This is a genomic window from Microbacterium sp. MYb64, assembly GCF_002979495.1.
Classification (GTDB): Bacteria; Actinomycetota; Actinomycetes; order Actinomycetales; family Microbacteriaceae; genus Microbacterium; species Microbacterium azadirachtae_A.
The window spans coordinates 1-16774 of the sequence record NZ_PCOW01000013.1 but is presented as its reverse complement, the minus strand read 5'-3'; the positions used below and the strand labels follow the sequence as shown (position 1 = coordinate 16774).

At 70.2% G+C, this 16774-nt stretch carries 15 protein-coding genes; 5 read left to right on the top strand and 10 right to left on the bottom strand.

Annotated features, from left to right (window positions below):
* The first annotated feature begins 100 nt into the window (after positions 1–100).
* Complete coding sequence (locus CQ044_RS12420; protein WP_105688758.1) at positions 101–2641, top strand: bifunctional lysylphosphatidylglycerol flippase/synthetase MprF; 2541 nt, start codon at positions 101–103, stop codon at positions 2639–2641.
* Between the two features lie 249 nt (positions 2642–2890).
* Positions 2891–3814, top strand: coding sequence for a M23 family metallopeptidase (locus CQ044_RS12415; protein WP_258133291.1), 924 nt, complete (start codon positions 2891–2893; stop codon positions 3812–3814).
* A 71-nt stretch (positions 3815–3885) separates the two neighbouring features.
* Here the strand turns inward: CQ044_RS12415 and CQ044_RS12410 are convergent, their stop codons facing one another.
* The gene (locus CQ044_RS12410) at positions 3886–4413 is read right to left on the bottom strand and encodes a hypothetical protein (RefSeq protein ID WP_105688757.1); all 528 of its coding nucleotides are present in this window, start codon (positions 4411–4413) and stop codon (positions 3886–3888) included.
* Positions 4414–4420: 7 nt separating this feature from the next.
* Complete coding sequence (locus CQ044_RS12405; protein ID WP_045272615.1) at positions 4421–4831, bottom strand: DUF4383 domain-containing protein; 411 nt, start codon at positions 4829–4831, stop codon at positions 4421–4423.
* Between the two features lie 178 nt (positions 4832–5009).
* Between CQ044_RS12405 and CQ044_RS12400 the strand changes: the two genes are divergently transcribed.
* Complete coding sequence (locus CQ044_RS12400; RefSeq protein ID WP_105688756.1) at positions 5010–6122, top strand: 5-methyltetrahydropteroyltriglutamate--homocysteine S-methyltransferase; 1113 nt, start codon at positions 5010–5012, stop codon at positions 6120–6122.
* A gap of 21 nt (positions 6123–6143) precedes the next feature.
* Here the strand turns inward: CQ044_RS12400 and CQ044_RS12395 are convergent, their stop codons facing one another.
* The 8 genes from CQ044_RS12395 to CQ044_RS12360 all read right to left on the bottom strand — a co-directional run bounded on the left by CQ044_RS12395 (position 6144) and on the right by CQ044_RS12360 (position 14429).
* Positions 6144–7052: a sugar phosphate isomerase/epimerase gene (locus CQ044_RS12395; protein WP_105688755.1), complete on the bottom strand. Its 909-nt coding sequence runs from the start codon at positions 7050–7052 to the stop codon at positions 6144–6146.
* A gap of 1 nt (position 7053) precedes the next feature.
* Positions 7054–7836, bottom strand: a complete 783-nt coding sequence (locus CQ044_RS12390) for an SDR family NAD(P)-dependent oxidoreductase (RefSeq protein ID WP_105688754.1) — start codon at positions 7834–7836, stop codon at positions 7054–7056.
* Positions 7837–7939: 103 nt separating this feature from the next.
* Positions 7940–8932 (bottom strand): sugar ABC transporter substrate-binding protein, encoded by a 993-nt coding sequence (locus tag CQ044_RS12385; protein WP_181158307.1) that lies wholly within the window; start codon positions 8930–8932, stop codon positions 7940–7942.
* 76 nt (positions 8933–9008) lie between these two features.
* Complete coding sequence (locus CQ044_RS12380) at positions 9009–9995, bottom strand: ABC transporter permease (protein WP_052680238.1); 987 nt, start codon at positions 9993–9995, stop codon at positions 9009–9011.
* A 1-nt stretch (position 9996) separates the two neighbouring features.
* Positions 9997–11499, bottom strand: a complete 1503-nt coding sequence (locus CQ044_RS12375; protein ID WP_105688752.1) for a sugar ABC transporter ATP-binding protein — start codon at positions 11497–11499, stop codon at positions 9997–9999.
* A complete protein-coding gene (locus tag CQ044_RS12370; protein WP_105688751.1) occupies positions 11496–12560 on the bottom strand; it encodes an alcohol dehydrogenase catalytic domain-containing protein in 1065 nt (354 codons plus the stop codon). Before CQ044_RS12370 ends, CQ044_RS12375 begins: the two co-directional genes overlap by 4 nt.
* Before the next feature lie 31 nt (positions 12561–12591).
* Complete coding sequence (locus CQ044_RS12365) at positions 12592–13554, bottom strand: transketolase family protein (RefSeq protein ID WP_105688750.1); 963 nt, start codon at positions 13552–13554, stop codon at positions 12592–12594.
* Positions 13554–14429, bottom strand: coding sequence for a transketolase (locus CQ044_RS12360; protein WP_105688749.1), 876 nt, complete (start codon positions 14427–14429; stop codon positions 13554–13556). Before CQ044_RS12360 ends, CQ044_RS12365 begins: the two co-directional genes overlap by 1 nt.
* Before the next feature lie 207 nt (positions 14430–14636).
* On the opposite strand from CQ044_RS12360, the gene CQ044_RS12355 reads away from it, so the two are divergent.
* Both CQ044_RS12355 and CQ044_RS12350 read left to right on the top strand, forming a co-directional pair.
* On the top strand, positions 14637–16145 hold the full coding sequence (locus CQ044_RS12355) for an aldehyde dehydrogenase family protein (protein WP_105688748.1): 1509 nt from the start codon (positions 14637–14639) through the stop codon (positions 16143–16145).
* Positions 16146–16247: 102 nt separating this feature from the next.
* The coding region (locus tag CQ044_RS12350; protein WP_105688747.1) for a MarR family winged helix-turn-helix transcriptional regulator at positions 16248–16774 on the top strand (527 nt) is incomplete at its 3' end.

The following is a 16774-nucleotide window of genomic DNA, read 5'->3' as shown; positions in this document are numbered from 1 at the left end:
CTGTACAACGCCGCGGACGTTCGGCACTCTGAAGGGGTGGTGCCCCCGCCACCGCACGGATCCGGAACGAACCGCGCGCTCATCGCAGAGAGAGCAACGCATGACCCCCTCTGACAACGCCCCTGCCGGCACCGTCGCTCCTGCGCCGACGCCGCGTCCCGTGCCGCGCTGGATCCGCGCGGTCCTGACGTATCTCGGCAGCAATCCGTTCAGTGCGATGCTCGCCGTGGTCGTGCTGGCGGCCGGGTTCGTCACCGGGACGTTCCTTGGCCGGTTCCCGCAGGAGTTCGCCGCCTCGGTGAGCACGACGATCGAGGACGGCGACTGGTGGACCCCGCTCACCGCACTGCTGTTCGGGGACTCGGTGATCGGCGGAGTGCTCGCGATCGCCCTGATCCTCACGGCCGGCGCCTACGCGGAGCGCAAGCTCGGCAGCGTCCGCGCCGCGTGGACCTTCTTCCTGACCGGGATCCTCGCGATGGTTATCGGCCTGAGCGCCCAGGGACTGCTGGTCTCGTGGGGTTCGCAATGGGGCCTGCTCGCGAGCTACGACGCGGTCGCGGATCCCACGATCGGCACGGTCGGCATGCTCATGGCGGCGAGTGCTCTCGCCCCAGCACTGTGGCAGCGCCGGATCCGCGTCGTCGGCTTCACCCTGCTGGTGATGTTCGCGCTGTACGCCGCGGACAGTGACAGCGTGTTCCGCCTGATCTCGGGCGTGCTCGGCCTGCTGCTCGGCCTCCTGCTGGCGCGGAGCGCGGTGCGGGCGACGTGGCACCGCAGCTCTCATCGCGAGGTGCGCACGCTGGTCGCGGCGATCGTCGCCGCGACCGGGCTGGGGCCGTTCATCGTTCTCATCTCCGGCGCCTGGTACGCACCGCTCGGCCTCGTCGTCTCCGGCTTCTCGCCGCTCGAGGCGGAGCCGATGCCCAAGTCCTGCGTGGAGGACTTCACCGCCGACTGCGTGCGCCAGGCCGACGCGATCCTGAACTCGGGCCCAGGACCGTTCCTGGTGAGCCTCGTGCCTCTGCTGCTCACGCTCGTCGCCGCCTGGGGGCTTCGCACCGGCCGCCGGGCCGCGTGGATCATGGCGCTGGTGGTCAACGCCGTGATCGCGCTGCTGACCGGCACATCGGTCGGCATCAACGACCTCCTGGACGACAAGATCCGCGGCGCCCTGCTCATCGAGGACGGCATCGCGATGATCCTGGCGGTGCTCGTACCGATCGGCGTGATCGCCCTGCTGCTGTTCACCCGGCGTCACTTCCGGGTGCTCGCGCCTCGTGCCGCCGTGCGACGCTTCGCGATCACCGTCCTCGGCGCCTTCGTGGTGTTCGCCGGAATCTACCTCGTGATCGGGCTGATCGACGGGGACAACTATCTGGACGGACAGCCCTCGCTCGGCGAGCTCCTGGCGGACCTGATCCGCCCGTTCGTCTCCAGCGGTCTGCTGCCCGCGATCGCGGACGCGGGGATCCCCGTCGACGGCGCGGCGCTGTTCGTCTACCAGTGGGTCGGCGTGCCGTTCTGGATCGTGTTCATCCTCGCGGCCGTGCGGCTGTTCCGCGCCACCCAGATCGACCGCGACGTGATCGAGGAGGCGCGCTTCCGGGCACTCCTGCGCGAAGGAGGCGGCGGCACCCTCGGCTTCATGGGCACGTGGCCCGGCAACAGCTACTGGTTCACGCCGGACGGCCAGGGAGCCGTCGCGTACCGGGTCATCCGCAAGGTCGCCCTGACGATGTCGGATCCGGTCTGCGCCGAGGGCAGGGAGCAGGAGACCGTCGAGGCGTTCATCGCCTACTGCGAGTCGCAGGGCTGGTCGGCGTGCTTCTACAGCTTCCACGAGCGCTTCCTGCCGGTCTTCCAGTCCTTCGGATGGCAGCACATGTCCGTGGGCGAGGAGACCGTGATCGATCTGGCCGGATTCGAGCTCGCGGGCAAGGCGTGGCAGAAGGTGCGTCAGCCCCTGAACCGCGGCGAACGTGAGGGCATCACGACGCTCTGGTCGACGTGGCACGATCTGCCGACCCGGTATTCCAGGGAGATCACCGCGGTCAGCGAGGAATGGGTCGCGCACAAGAAGCTCCCCGAGATGGGTTTCACCCTGGGCGGGATGGAGGAGCTCAAGGACTCAGACGTCGGCATCTTCCTCGCGATCAACAAGGACGGCGGGATCGAGGCCACGACCAGCTGGCTGCCCACCTGGACCGACGGCAGGGTCACCGGCTGGACCATCGACTTCATGCGCCGCAGCGACGGATCCATGCCCGGAATCATGGAGTTCGTCATCGCCTCCGCCGCCCTGCACATGAAGGAGCAGGGCGTCCAGGTCCTCAGCCTCTCCGGTGCACCGCTCGCGACCAAGCCCGGCGAGGCGCCCGCCGAGCCCGGCGTCATGGACCGCCTGCTCGGCTGGCTCGGAGAGATGCTCGAGCCTGCCTACGGCTTCACGTCCCTGTTCCGCTTCAAGAGCAAGTTCAACCCGCGCTACGAGACCATCTACATGGCCTATGCGGATCCCGCTCAGCTCGCGACGATCGGCATGGCCATCGGCAGCGCCTACCTCCCCGAGGCGACGCCGAAGGAGTACCTGGCGCTCGTGCAGACCATCACCAACCGCGGGGGCGACCACCGCTGAGGACCGCGGATCGCGCCACGCCGAGACCGCGTTTCGCGGCCAATGTATGGAACTCTCAGAAACCGTCCGTATTATTACGGAGTTGTAACACCACTCCGTTCCCCCGATGGCGGAGAAGTCACACCCTCTCCGCTGCCCGAGGAGCACATCATCAGTTCGCGAGCCCCCGAAACCGCGCACACCTCTGCCCGCACGCCAGAATCCCCGTCCGCGACCGTCGGCACCGCCGCACCCCGTTCGCGACGCGAGATGAGAGAACAGGCCGCCGCGCGGTCGTCCGCCCCCGCGCAGACCTCGGGTCCCGCCGCCTTCTCGCGCACCCCTGCGGAGCCGGCCACCCCGCCGCTGTTCTCCGCCACGACCGCTCAGGCGCACATCCCCGCGCCGCCGCAGGCCCCCCGGCCGGCGACCCGCTCCGCAGCTCCGGAGCAGCAGTCCGCACACGTCGTCCCGGCAGGCAGGCGCCCCCGGCGGGGAGCCAAGAACCTCGGCCGCAGCACCGGCGCGGCCCTCGCGATCTCCGCGCTCGTGGTCGGGACGGCGCTTCCCGCTCTCGGGATGGTGCGTGCGAGCGACGCCAAGCCCGCGACCAGCGCGGCGGCGGACATCCGCGCCCAGTCCTTCACGGCCGCCAACGGCGTGCTCCCCGACGTCCAGGTGCACGGCACGTTCACCGCGACCACGCCGTCCGAGCTCAGCGCGATGCAGGCCGCCACCGCCGCGGCCCAGCGCTCCGGCGTCGCCTCGATCGCCAAGCCGGGTCAGGTCATCTACCCGATGGCGGCGGGCTCGTACACGCTGACCGACGGGTTCGGCGCCGCGCGCACCGGCCGCAGCCACATGGGCCAGGACTTCGCCGCGGGCATCGGCACCCCGATCTACGCGGCGGCGGACGGCTGCGTCACGCTCTCCTCGGAGAGCTACCAGGGCTACGGGGTCACGGTCGAGATCGCCCACCCGGCGCTCAGCGGCAGCAACGCCGTGTCGACGCTGTACGGGCACATGACCTACGGCAGCCGCGCGGTCCAGGCCGGCGAGTGCGTCACGGCCGGTCAGTTCATCGGCCGGGTCGGCGACACCGGCTGGACGGTCGGGTCCTGCCTGCACTTCGAGGTGCACATCAACGACAGCGCCATCGACCCGCTCGCCTGGCTCGAGTCCAACGTCTTCTGATCCGACATCGGATCACGACGAGGCCCCCGCTCCGGCGGGGGCCTCGTCGTCTTCTCCGGCCGAACCGCCCCTCAATGGTGCGCGTGCGGATCCACGACGAGTGGCAGATCCGCGCCGCCTCCGTGATCGTGCCCGCCCCCGTTCACCCCGGCGTCGGTCTGCGCCAGTCCGGGCGTCACGAGGGCGGCGACGAGCACAGCCCCCACCACCGCGCTCACCGCTCCTGAGCGAGACGCCAGGGCCGATCCCTCCCCGTCATCGGCCCTGACGACCCCCGCTTCCCGCACTCGTGCCGCCATCGCTCCCGCCGCGATGACGAGCACCGACGAGGTCGCGACCGCGATGACCGGCGCTCCGCCCAGAAGAGCGACCGCGCCCAGGAGCACCGCGATGATCGCGCCGACCGCTACAGCTCTCCCCCGCCTGATGCGCCCCGCACGGAGAACCGCGACGCCCCAGCCGAGCTCGACGACGCCGATCAACAGCATCGGCGCCAGCAGCGCGACGGTGCGTCCGTCGGCGCCGGATACGGAGGCGCCGACGGCCAGGTGGATCAGGCCCGCGCCCCAGGCGAGGAGCGCGGGCCAGCTGCGCAGCACGCCGGCCTCAGGCCATCGCCCCGCGCGGCGCGGTCCGCTCGACCCCGATCCCGACCGCGAGCAGCAGCAGCGCGCTCGCGAGGTGCAGGAAGTGATCGAACGTGTTCAGCGCGAGGATGTTCGCCGCCGTCCCGACCAGGAAGAACCCGACGATGCCGAGCAGCAGATAGGCCGCGCCCACGACGGTGTTGGTTCCCTTCGCCGCCCGGGTGGAGACGAGGCCGGCCACGAGCAGCGCGGCTCCGATGAGCAGGTGCGCGACGTTGTGCAGCGGATTGACCATGAAGATGCCGAGCAGCATGCCGCCCTGCGTCGCCAGGAAGGACACTCCTCCGGTGACCGCGAAGCCGAGCGCGCCGACGACGATGTACACGGCGCCGAAGATGACGCCGATCAGACGGTTGGGTGACGAACGCATTTTCTCCTCCTCGAGTGCGGCACGATGCCGCTCACCCTCTGTTCGGAGTCCTCCGCCGATCGGATGGGATCCGCCGCGATCCGGCTTTCGACGACCGGATCCGCCCATCGATCCCACCGGATGTCGCCATGTGTCAGGGATCCTGTCATACGCGGCCTCACGCCCCTATCATCGAGCGATGAGCACTCGCCCCTTCCGCGCGGACATCGTCGGCAGCTTCCTCCGTCCCGCGGCGCTGAAGGCCGCCCGGCAGAGCCACGCGGACGGCCGGCTCGACGCCGCCGGCCTGAAGGCCGCCGAAGACGCCGCAGTCGCGGACCTCGTGACGAAGCAGGCGGATGCCGGTCTGCGTCCCGCGACGGACGGCGAGTTCCGCCGTTCCTGGTGGCACTTCGACTTCTTCGACTTCCTGGACGGGGTCGACATCGTCGAGCTGGACCACGGGATCCAGTTCCGCGGGGTGCAGACCAAGCCGCGAGGCGTCGAGATCGCAGGCCCGATCCGCTTCGATCCCTCGCACCCCTTCCTCGCGCACTACTCCGCGCTGCAGGAGACGGTCGCGGGCTCGACGGGGGCCGTCCCGAAGTTCACGATCCCGGCACCGACCGTGCTCGACTTCCGCCTCGAGCCGGACCACATCACCGCGAAGGCCTACGACGGCAGGGACGCGATCGTCGACGATCTCGTGCAGGCCTATCGCGACGCGCTGGCCGCGTTCTACGAGGCCGGTGCCCGCTACCTCCAGCTCGACGACACCGCCTGGGCCTACCTGTGCTCCGAGACCGAACTGGCCAAGGCCCGCGAGCGCGGCATCGTGACCGACGGCATCGCCGAGCGGTACGCCGACATCCTCAACCGCGTGCTCGCGGGCAAGCCGGACGACCTCGTCGTCACCACCCACGTGTGCCGCGGCAATTTCCGCTCGACCTGGATCTCCTCGGGCGGCTACGAGCCCGTCGCCGAGCAGCTTCTGGACGTGGTGGAGTACGACGGGTACTTCCTGGAGTACGACAGCGACCGCGCGGGAGGGTTCGAGCCGCTGCGGTATCTGCCGAAGGGCGACAAGACCGTGGTGCTGGGGCTGGTGACCTCGAAGAGCGGCGAGCCGGAGGATCCCTCCGTCGTCAAGCGCCGCATCGACGAGGCGGCGGCGTTCGCGCCGCTCGAGCAGCTCGCGCTCAGCCCGCAGTGCGGCTTCGCCTCGACCGAGGAGGGCAACGTGCTCACCGAGGACGAGCAGTGGGCGAAGATCCGCTCCGTCGTGGACATCGCCGCCGACGTATGGCGCTGAGCGGATCCTCGCCCCGCCGCATCAGGTCGAGGTGATCCTCGACAGCCGGCTCGCGCGCCGGCCGACCGTGCTGGTCGCCCAGCCCGCACGGATCACGCGCATCGCGTCGCGCGCGAGCTCGACGCCGTCGTCGTAGACGTCGCGCCAGATGGAGAGCCCGTCCGCGCCCTCCGGGGCGAGGACCGAACGGGAGAACGCCTCGACGCCCCAGCGGCCCTGGTAGCCCGCGTCGAGCGCATCCCGGACGATCCCCGGGATGTCGATCGCGCCGCCGGACAGGGCGCCCCGGCCGGACTGTCCGAGCTCCAGATAGCGCAGCCGCGGCAGCGCCAGCCGGACCGCGTCCGCGATGTCCGACTCCTCGATCGCCATGTGGAACGTGTCGAGGTGGATGCCGAGGTGAGCCGATCCGCTCGCGTCGACGTAGTCCATCGCGCGCCGCGCGGTGTTGATCGCCGATGTCTCGTACCGGTTCAGCACCTCGAACACCATCGCGATGCCCTGCTCCTGGGCCTCATCCGCGATCCGTCCCACCGCAGCCGCCGACCGCGCGAACGCGGCGGTGCCTGTGATCCCGCGCGGCGGGCCGAAGAGCCCGTACGGGACTCCATTCAGCTGGTCCGCGCCGAGGGCGACCGCGAGGGCCAGACTCTGCCGCAGCAGCGCGGCGCCTGCGGCCCTCGTGCTGGGATCCTCCGCCGCGACATCCGCGTCGGGGAGCTGGATCGCCATCGCGATCGGCGCCAGACCCCGATCCGCGAGCAGCGCCCGCAGACGGGGCACGTCCACGGCGCTGGCATCGAACGGCGGCAGCACCACGCGGCGGTAGCCGCTCGCGGCGAGCGCGTCGAGGTACTCGGGCAGCCGCGGCGACTGCGGATCCGAGACGAGGACGCTGAGCTGGCACGCGACGTCCAGGTCCGGCGTCATGTCAGAACACCGGCAGATCGAGCCGCTGCTTGAACACCGAGTACCCGTCGTCGACGCTGACCACCGTGCCGTTGATCGCGTTCGCCTCGTCGGAGGCGAGGAACGCGACGACGTCGGCGATCTCCTCTGGTGCGGTGAGCCGGTTGCGCAGCTGCTCCGCGGCGAAGGTCGACTTCAGCTCCTCGCTGAACTGGTTGATGATGGGCGTGCCGACGCGCCCCGGCGTGATCGCGACGGCCCGCACCCCGTACTCCGCGAGCTCGTAGGCGGCGGAGCGGGTGAACGAGATGACCGCCGCCTTGGCGGCGCTGTAGCTGAACGAGAGCTCCGCGGCCTGCTCGCCGTAGATCGAGGAGGTGCTCACGATCACGCCACCGGTGCCCTGCCGGCGGAACTGCCTCCCCGCCGCGAGGATGCCGTAGTAGACGCCGTTCTGGTCGATGCGGATGATCGGCTCGTAGTCCTTCTCGGGCTCGTGCTCGAGCAGCGGTCTTCCGCCGGCGATCCCCGCATTGTTGAAGATCACGTCGAGCCGGCCGAAGACCTCGACCGCGCGCGCGACGGCCGCCTCGACCTGCGCATACACCGACACGTCGACCGCGACCGCGGCGACCGCGCCATCGAAGCCCTCGCCGGCGATCGCGGAGACGGCCGCCTCCGCCTGCCGCAGATCGATGTCCGCGATCATGACCTTGGCCCCCTCGCGGACGAACTTGCGCACGGTGGCCAGGCCGATCCCGCTCGCACCGCCCGTGATCAGCGCTGTCTTGCCTTCCAGACGCATCGCGTCCCGCCTTCCTTGCTCGGCGCGCGGCGCGCGCTCGGTTTCGACGCCGTCCCCGCGGACGGCGGGCGGGGCCGGCATCGTGCCGCCCCCGCCCCGGGCATCAGCCCAGCTTGTCCGACGGGGTCACCGTCGACGCGTTCTCCTTCGTCACCAGCGTCACGCCGACCGCCTCGAAGTTCTTCGAGGGCAGCGTGCGGTCCTTCTGGTACGCCTGCACCTGCGTGACGAGCGAGTCGAGGATGGTCGGCCACGGCTGCTCGATCGTGGCCTGCATGTTGCCGCCCGCCTCGATCACCGACAGCGTCTCGCTGAGAGCGTCCACGCCGGAGACCTTCGCGGTCGAGCCGGCCTCCTTCAGCGCCTGCGCGGCGCCCAGCGCGGCGTCGTCCCAGCCGGCCCAGACCGCGTCCAGACCGTTCGGGTGCGCGGACAGGTAGTCGGCCACGAGGCTGAGCGCCTCCGTGCGCCCGGTGGCGGGATTGGTCACCTTCTGGATCGCGCCGCCCGCGATCGTCGCGCCTGCAGCCGTCAGCGCCTTCTCGGCCAGGCCGGAGCGCAGTCGGATGCCGGGGTGCGGGTCGTGCCCGATGACCATGACCGTCTTGCCCTTGAGGCCGGACACTGCGGCGTCGAGCGAGCCGACGGTCTTGTCGACGATCTGCTGCTGGTCGGTCGTGATGTTCAGTGCAAAGGCGTCGTTCGCCGCGGTCGCGGAGTCCATCGCGAAGATCGGGATCTCCGCGTCCTTGGCCGCCGTCACGATGGATCCGATCGACTCGACATCGGTGTAGCCGTCGAGGATGACATCGGCTCCCTGGCCGATCGCGCTCTCGACCGCGGGGTTCATCTTCTGGAAGTCGAAGTCGCCCTGGATCATCGTGAGGTCCCAGCCGAGCTCCTTCGCTCGCGCCGTGACGGCCTTGACCCACCAGGCGCCGACCGGGGTCTGGTTGCCGGAGGTGAAGGCGATGACCTTGAACGGCTTCCCGTCGGCCCCGCCGGTGCTGCCGGCGCTGCTCTGACCGCTGCATCCGGTCAGCACGAGCATCGCCGCCGCCGCGAGGGCCGCCGCCGCTGTGATTTTCCTACGCACGTGACTACTCCTTTGTGTGTGGTGCATGGGTGGAGGCTGCGGCGATGGGCACCGCCGCAGCGAGGGAGGGGTACCGCTACCTCTCCCGCGTCTTGAGGGACGACAGCGTCACGGCCGCGATGATGATGAGGCCGGTGACGACCTGCTGCACATAGGCGTTGACGCCGAGGATGTTGAGGCCGTTGCTCATCACGCCGATGATCGCGACGCCGATCATCGTGCCGCCGAGATTCGCCGCACCGGAGCGGAGCACGGTCATCCCGAGGAAGACGGCCGCGACCGAGAACATCATGTTGTTCCCGCCCTGCTCGGCGCTCGCGCTTCCCAGTCGCGCGGCGAGCAGGATCCCGCCGATCGCCGAGACGAGCCCTGCCATGGTGAAGGCGAGGAGCCGCGCGAAGCGCACGTTCACCCCGGAGAGGCGCGCGACCTCGACGTTGCCGCCGATCGCATGCCAGCGGCGGCCGACCGTCGTGAAGCGCAGCGCGCACCAGATCACCAGCGCGATGACGATCGCGGAGTACACCGGCAGCGGGATGTTCAGGAATCGCCCCTGGCCGAGCGCGTTGAAGGCGGCCGGCATCCCGAACAGCGTCGTCCCGGCGGTGACCAGATACGCGAGTCCGATCACCGAGGTCATGGTGGCCAGGGTGGCCACGAAGGCCGACAGGTTCAGATAGGCGATGAGGACGCCGTTCACGAGTCCGACCAGGAGGCCCACCGCGAGCCCCGCGACGATCGCCACCGGGATCGGGCTGTTCCCGAGCATCAGGGTCGCGGACACGGATCCGGCGAGGCTCGACGTCGCCCCCACGGAGAGGTCGAAGTCGCCGACGACCATCACGATGGTCTGCGCCGCCGCGATGATCGCGAGGATCGAGACCTGGTACAGGATGTTGCGCACGTTCACGAACGAGAGGAAGGTGTCCGGCCGCATCGCGAAGAAGAACGCGAGCAGCAGGACGAGGGCCACGACGGTGCCGCCCTGCAGCAGCACGCGGCCCACGGTGCGGGAGTGGGTGACGACGACGGCGGCCGTCATCGTGTCTCGGGAGGAGGTCATGTCAGTCGGCCCTTCCGTAGGCATAGGACAGGAGCAGTTCGTCGTCGGCCCCCTCGGCGGGGACGTCCCCCGCGAGCGAGCCCTCGTGCATGATGAGGATCCGGTCGCTCATCCCGATGAGCTCCGGAAGCTCGGAGCTCACCGCGATGACCGCGGTCCCCGTGGCCGCCAGCTCGCGGATCAGCCGGTAGATCTCGGCCTTCGTGCCGACGTCGATCCCCCGTGTCGGCTCGTCCATGAGCAGCACCCTCGGCCGGCGCGCGAGCATCTTGGCGAGCACGACCTTCTGCTGGTTGCCGCCCGACAGCTCCCCGACGGTCTGGCGGGGTCCGCGGGCCTTGATCCTCAGGTCCGCGATGCCGCGGTTCGCGATCTCGGCGATGCGGCCGCCCTGCACGATCCCCGCGACGCTCACGGCGCGGATGTTCGCGAGAGCGATGTTGTCCTGGATCGAGGCGGCGAGGATGACGCCCTGGCTGCGGCGCTCCTCCGGCACGAGCGCGACGCCCGCCTCCAGCATGCGGCCGACGCGCGGCGTAGTGGCGGAGCCGGCCTCGCCGATCGCGATGCGGCCCCCGCGGTGCGGCTGGGCCCCGGCGAGCAGCCGCAGCAGTTCGCTGCGCCCCGACCCCGCGAGCCCGCCGATGCCGAGCACCTCTCCCTCGTGCACCGCGAACGAGACGTCCTTCACGCGCCGGCCGTGCAGCCCTTCGACCCGCAGCGCGACGGTCGCGGTCGCGGTGCCGCGCGGCGGGAAGAGCTCTCCGGCCTCCCGCCCGACCATGGTCGAGATCACCTCGTCGATCGACGAGTCGGCGACCTCCTTCGTCATGACGGTCTTCCCATTGCGCATGACGGTGAGCCGGTCGCACAGCTCGAAGACCTCCTCGAGCCGGTGCGACACGTAGACGATCGCGACGCCCTCCTCGCGGAGCGAGCGGAGCACCCGGAACAGGTCCCGGATCTCGGTGTCGGTCAAGGACGCGGTCGGCTCGTCGAGGATCAGCACCCGCGCCTCGGCAGCCAGCGCCCTGGCCACCGAGACCATCGTCTGCTGGACCGGGGTGAGGTCGGCCCCGAGTCTCCCCACCGGGATCGGCTGGTTCAGCCGGTCGAGCAGCTCCTTGGCGCGGCGGCGCATGGTCGCCCAGCGCACGAGACCTCCGCGGCTCGGCGTGTGCTCCCCGAGCAGGATGTTCTCGGCGACGTCGATGGTCGGGATCGTCGACAGCTCCTGGTACAGCGCGACGACGCCGGCGCGGCCGGCCGCGCGGACACTGGCGAACTCGACGGTTTCTCCTTCCCGGCGGATCTCGCCCGCGTCGGGGGCGTGGATGCCGGTCAGCACCTTGATGAGCGTCGACTTGCCGGCGCCGTTCTCGCCCAGGAGCGCGTGGATCTCGCCGGACCGCACCGAGAGCCGCGCCCCTTCGAGGGCGTGCACGCCGTCGAAGCGCTTCACGATGTCCACGGCCTCGAGCGCGGCGACGGGCTGATCCGTCATGACGCCACGTCCTCGAGGTCGTTGCAGCGGATGAGGACCTTGGGATGCACACCGGCGACGTGCGCGGCGAACGCCTCGGCGGCCTCGTCGAGCGGGAAGACCGCCGCGGTGAGCTCATCGACGTCGAGGTGCGGCAGGATCTGCAGCGCCCGCGGGAACGCATAGGGCGAGACGAAGACGCCGGTGAGCGTGAGCTCCTTGAGGTAGAGGTACGAGGACAGCCCCAGGGGCATCTCGAAGGTCTCGGGGTACATGGCCCCGTAGACGACGACGCCGCCCTTCGCCGCGAGATCGAGCAGTCCCTGCGCCGCGCGCGGGGACCCGGACGCGTCGATCACGACGTCGTACCCGCGCCCGTCGGTGATCAGGGCCGCACGCGCGTCCTGATCCTCCGCGACGGGATCGATCACGTGCTCCGCCCCATGGCGGAGGGCCATCTCCCGGCGGGCCGCGATCGGCTCGACCATGGTGAGCGAGGTCGCCCCGTTCCTCTTCATGACCTGGAGCACCAGCTGACCGATCGGGCCTCCACCGCAGATCAGCACACGATCGCCGACCCTGATCCTGGTCTTGTCCGCGATGCGCACGGCGACCGACGTCGGCTCCAGGAGGCTCCCCTTCCGCAGCGTGACGTCGTCGGGGAGTCGGTACACCTGGGATGCGTGCCAGGTGATCGTCTCGGCCATGCCCGGCCGGTTGTAGTCCTGGATGTTCTCGCAGAACTGCTGCCGGCCGTCCTGGCACGGGCGGCACGTGCCGCAGAACCGGAGGAAGTTCCCGGCGACCCTGTCGCCGACCTTCAGTCCGCTGCGGTGCGCCCGCTCCCCCAGCGCCTCGACGACGCCGGAGATCTCGTGCCCCAGCCCGATCGGCACATCGGTGCCGAAGAACCCCTCGGCGAGATGCGGATCCGAGCCGCAGATCGCCGCGTACGCGACGCGGATCCGCACGTCCTCCGGTCCCAGCGGCTGCTCCGGGAAGTCCACCACCCCGACCCGTCCGCGGGTCGTCTCATCGGGATCCCGCAGGCTCCCGATCCTCGTCACGGCCACCGTCTTCATTCGTCTCTCCGTCGGTCTCGGGTGCCGCGGCTCAGGAAGCGCCGAGGACGCGGCGCAGGGCGTCGACCGTTGCTGCGAGCCCGTAGCCGTGCTTGTCGCGCAGCTGCTCGTCCTCGCCGAACCCGGCGTAGACCTGCGGGATGCCGAGCCGCTCGAACGCGGCGAGGCCGAGGCCGCGGTCGGCGACGACGTCGGCGATGCGGCTCGCGAGACCGCCATAGGCGAGGTGGTCCTCGAGCACGACGAAGCGGCCGCCGGTCTCCTCCGCGCAGCGGACGATGAGCTCCTCGTCGATCGGCTTGAGCGTGAACATGTCCACGACCCGGACCGAGCGGCCCTCCTCGGCGAGCGCGTCCGCCGCCTGCAGCGCCTGCGCGACCGTGGTGCCGTGCGTGAAGATCGTCGCATCGGCGCCGTCCCTGGCGACGATGCCCTTCCCGATCCGCACCTCGTGCTCGCCGGGCTCGTAGAGGACCATGTCCTTCTTGCCCACCGCGAGACGGATGTAGATCGGGCCGTCCATCGTCATCGACTGCCGGAGGATCTCGCCGACCATGAGCGGGTCGCCGATCGAGGTGACGGTCATGTTGGTGAGGGCGCACATCAGCGCGAGGTCCTCCACCGCGTAGTGCGTGGATCCGCCGTTGCCGACCAGGCCGCCGTGCGTGCCGATGATCTTGACGGGCAGGTTCGGATAGCAGACGTCGGTGCGCACCTGCTCGAGCGCCCGCATGCTCAGGAACGGCAGCATGCCGGACACCACCGGGATGTTCCCGTCGTACGCGAGTCCCGCCGCGATGCCGACGCTCACCTGCTCGGCGAGGCCCACATCGAGGAACCGATCGGGGAACCGATCGCGGAACTCCACCAGGGCGGCCCCGATGTCGGGGGTGATGACCCAGAGGTTCTCATGCTCCTCGCCGAGCTCGGCGAGGGTGGTTCCGATGACCGAGCGCGCGGAGAGCATCTCCCCGAACGTGAACGTGACGGGCATCAGGCCACCGCCGCCGTGCGAGAGGCCGAGAGCGCGGCCATCGCCCGCTCCAGATCCACGGCGCCGAGCGAGCCGGCGTGCCAGGCGAGATTGTGCTCCATGAAGTCGACGCCCTTCCCCTTCACCGTCTCGCAGATCACGACCGTCGGCCGATCGCTGCCGGCGTCCGGCAGCGCGTCGATCGCGCGCACCAGCTCGCCCATGTCGTGGCCGTCGATCTCGACCACGTTCCAGCCGAAGGCCCGCCACTTGTCCGGATACGGCTCGAACAGCACGCGTTCCTCGGCGAAGCTCGTCATCAGCTGGCGGTTGCGGTCCACGAACGCGACGAGGTTGCCCAGCCGATTGCTCCTGGCCGCCATCGCGGCCTCCCACACCGAGCCCTCGCCGGTCTCCCCGTCGCCGAGCAGGCAGACGACGCGGTGGTCCTCGCCGCGGTGCCGGGCGCCCAGCGCCATCCCGACCGCGAGAGGCAGGCCGTGACCGAGCGATCCCGTCGAGCACTCCACACCGGGCAGCTGCACCTTGCACGGGTGCATCCCGTAGGCGCTGTCGAGCTGGCCGTAGGTCTCGACGATGCCCTCGTACGAGAAGAACCCGCGGATCGCCATCGCGATGTACATGCACACCGCCGCGTGACCCTTGCTCAGCACGAACCGATCCCGGCCGGGGTGGGCGATGTCCGCAGGGTCGACCCGCAGGCCGTAGCCGAACAGCGCCGTGAAGATGTCGGCCGCGGAGAGATCGCCGCCGATGTGCACGGCCCCCTCGTAGGTGCCGCAGAGCTGCAGGAGCTTCGACCGCAGTTCGAAAGCCAGATCCTCCAGCTCCTCGACGCTGTGCTCGCCGCGTCGGGGCAGCGCACGATCGCTCATCACATGTCCTCCTCATCGATGACATCCGGCGCCCGTCGACGGTGACGAGCCGGGCCGTGGCGATGAACGTAGCATCATTTCGTTTACATGTAAACCAGAATGGTTCTAAACTCGGACACGGCCCGGGTGGAGACCCGCCGGCACCCTGCTGCGGGATGCCCGGACCGACGTCTCGAAACGACGGACACAGAGAGGTGGGCAGTCGCCATGACGGATACGAGAACGATCGACGCTGCAGGAGTGGGCGTGCGGACAGGCTTGTTCATCGGCGGTGAGGAGCGCTTCACCGAGGAGGTGCTCCGGGTCGCGGATCCGGGGAAGCCGGACGCGATCGTGGGCGAGGCGGCGTCGGCATCGGCCGCCGACGTCGCGGACGCGGTCGCGGCGGCGAACGCCGCCTTCCCTGGTTGGGCCGCGCTGTCGGCGCCGGAGCGGGCGGCGCGGATGGCCGTGGCGATCAGCGGCATCGCGGACGATCGCGACGAGGACGCCGCGATCCTGTCGCAGGAGAACGGGAAGATCCGGTTCGAAGCCTGGGTGGACGCCCTGGTGTTCGAGATCCGGTGGAACCTCGCGCTCATGCTCGCGGACGAGGTGGACGCCTCGCACACCCTGCCGGTCGTTCCCGGCGCGATCCCGGTGTCCACCGACATCGCCTACCAGCCGCTCGGGGTGGTGACCGTGATCGTCCCGTTCAACTGGCCGATCGCGATCCTGGGCGCCTCCCTGCCGCACGCGCTGCTCGCCGGCAACACGGCGATCGTGAAGGTCCCGCCGACCACGCCGCTGGCGATCGCCCGGCTGGTGCAGCGCGTCGCGGAGAAGCTTCCGCCAGGGGTGCTCAACGTGATCAGCGGCCGGGACGAGAACATGGCGGGCTTGATCCAGAACCCTGACGTCGCGAAGGTCTGCTTCACGGGCAGCGTGAACGGAGGGAAGCGGATCATGCAGATGGCCTCGCAGAGCCTCACCCGGGTCACGCTCGAGCTCGGCGGCAACGATGCGGCGGTCTTCCTCGCGGACGCGATCCTCGACGACGCGCATCTCGACCGGCTCTACGCGGCGATCTTCGACACCACGGGACAGATCTGCATGAACGCCAAGCGCGTCTTCGTGCACCGCTCCCGCCTGGACGAGCTCGTCGATGGGCTGGCCGCTCGTCTGGACCGCGCTGTGATCGGCTACGGGCTCGACGAGGGCACCACGATGGGTCCGCTGCACTCCCCCGCTCAGCGCGCGTTCGTCGCGGAGCTCATCCAGGAGGCCAAGGACGCCGGCGCCGACGTCCGCGAGTACGGGCAGCTCCCCGGCGGAGAGCTCGAGGGCGGGAACTTCCTGCGCCCTGCGCTGGTCGTCGACCCCGATCCCGCGCTGCGCGTGGTCACCCAGGAGCAGTTCGGCCCTGTGATCCCGATCATCCCGTTCGACGACGAGGACGAGGCCGTGCGCGCGGCCAACGACACCTGGGGCGGGCTCTGCGGTTCGGTCTGGACCGCATCGCCCTCATCCGGCACGCGGGTCGGATCCCAGCTGGTCTGCGGCTACGTCTGGATCAACGACCACGGCGCGACCCGGCTCGATCTGCGGGCGCCCTTCGGCGGCATGAAGCAGTCCGGCATCGGGCGCGAGCAGGGCATCGAGGGCGTCAGGTCCTTCCAGGACACCCGCGCGATCGCCACGATCGACGCGGAAGCGCTCGCCGCCATGGCGCACTAGGGATTGCCGGGTCCCTGGCGTGCGCTCACGCCGGGGACCCGGTCGTCTGGAACACTCATCAACGAGGGGGCTCTGCGAGCTCCCGCACGCAGGAGGAACAGCATGCCCGCACAGGATGACGCCCGCCCCGGGGTCGCACCGTCGCCGGAGGTCGTGCGCGACCCGTTGTACGACGTGGTCGACCCGGAGTCGTTCACCCCGCGCCTGCTCGCCCTGCTCTCCAACGCCCTCGTGTGGCGCGAGTCGCAGGAGCTGCGCCGGGAGTTCGGTCTCGGCACGAACGAGTGGCGCGTGCTGTCCGCACTCGCGACGCGGCCCGGATCCTCGGCGAGCGAGGTGTCGGAGTTCCTCGGCGTCAACAAGGCCATCGTCTCGAAGAGCGTCAACACCCTCGCGGAACGTCGGCTCATCGCGCTCTTCGACGGCCCGCGGGGCTCTCGCCCGATGCACCTGACCCCGTCCGGAGCCCAGCTGCACCACGAGATGCGCCCCATCTCGATGCGCGGCCAGGAGGTCATCCTGGCCGGGATGACCGAGGCCGAGATCGCCCAGTTCAACACCGCGCTGCAGCGTCGATCGTTCTCGTATCCGTCATGGCGACTGCCCACCTCTCTGTGTCCGTCGTTTCG

Excerpts from the sequence above, each read along its gene's own strand:
- CQ044_RS12420 (WP_105688758.1), top strand. The coding sequence starts at position 101 with ATGACCCCCTCTGACAACGCCCCTGCCGGCACCGTCGCTCCTGCGCCG.
- CQ044_RS12415 (WP_258133291.1), top strand. The coding sequence starts at position 2,891 with ATGAGAGAACAGGCCGCCGCGCGGTCGTCCGCCCCCGCGCAGACCTCG.
- CQ044_RS12405 (WP_045272615.1), bottom strand. The coding sequence starts at position 4,831 with ATGCGTTCGTCACCCAACCGTCTGATCGGCGTCATCTTCGGCGCCGTG.
- CQ044_RS12400 (WP_105688756.1), top strand. The coding sequence starts at position 5,010 with ATGAGCACTCGCCCCTTCCGCGCGGACATCGTCGGCAGCTTCCTCCGT.
- CQ044_RS12395 (WP_105688755.1), bottom strand. The coding sequence starts at position 7,052 with ATGACGCCGGACCTGGACGTCGCGTGCCAGCTCAGCGTCCTCGTCTCG.
- CQ044_RS12390 (WP_105688754.1), bottom strand. The coding sequence starts at position 7,836 with ATGCGTCTGGAAGGCAAGACAGCGCTGATCACGGGCGGTGCGAGCGGG.
- CQ044_RS12380 (WP_052680238.1), bottom strand. The coding sequence starts at position 9,995 with ATGACCTCCTCCCGAGACACGATGACGGCCGCCGTCGTCGTCACCCAC.
- CQ044_RS12375 (WP_105688752.1), bottom strand. The coding sequence starts at position 11,499 with ATGACGGATCAGCCCGTCGCCGCGCTCGAGGCCGTGGACATCGTGAAG.
- CQ044_RS12370 (WP_105688751.1), bottom strand. The coding sequence starts at position 12,560 with ATGAAGACGGTGGCCGTGACGAGGATCGGGAGCCTGCGGGATCCCGAT.
- CQ044_RS12365 (WP_105688750.1), bottom strand. The coding sequence starts at position 13,554 with ATGCCCGTCACGTTCACGTTCGGGGAGATGCTCTCCGCGCGCTCGGTC.
- CQ044_RS12360 (WP_105688749.1), bottom strand. The coding sequence starts at position 14,429 with ATGAGCGATCGTGCGCTGCCCCGACGCGGCGAGCACAGCGTCGAGGAG.
- CQ044_RS12355 (WP_105688748.1), top strand. The coding sequence starts at position 14,637 with ATGACGGATACGAGAACGATCGACGCTGCAGGAGTGGGCGTGCGGACA.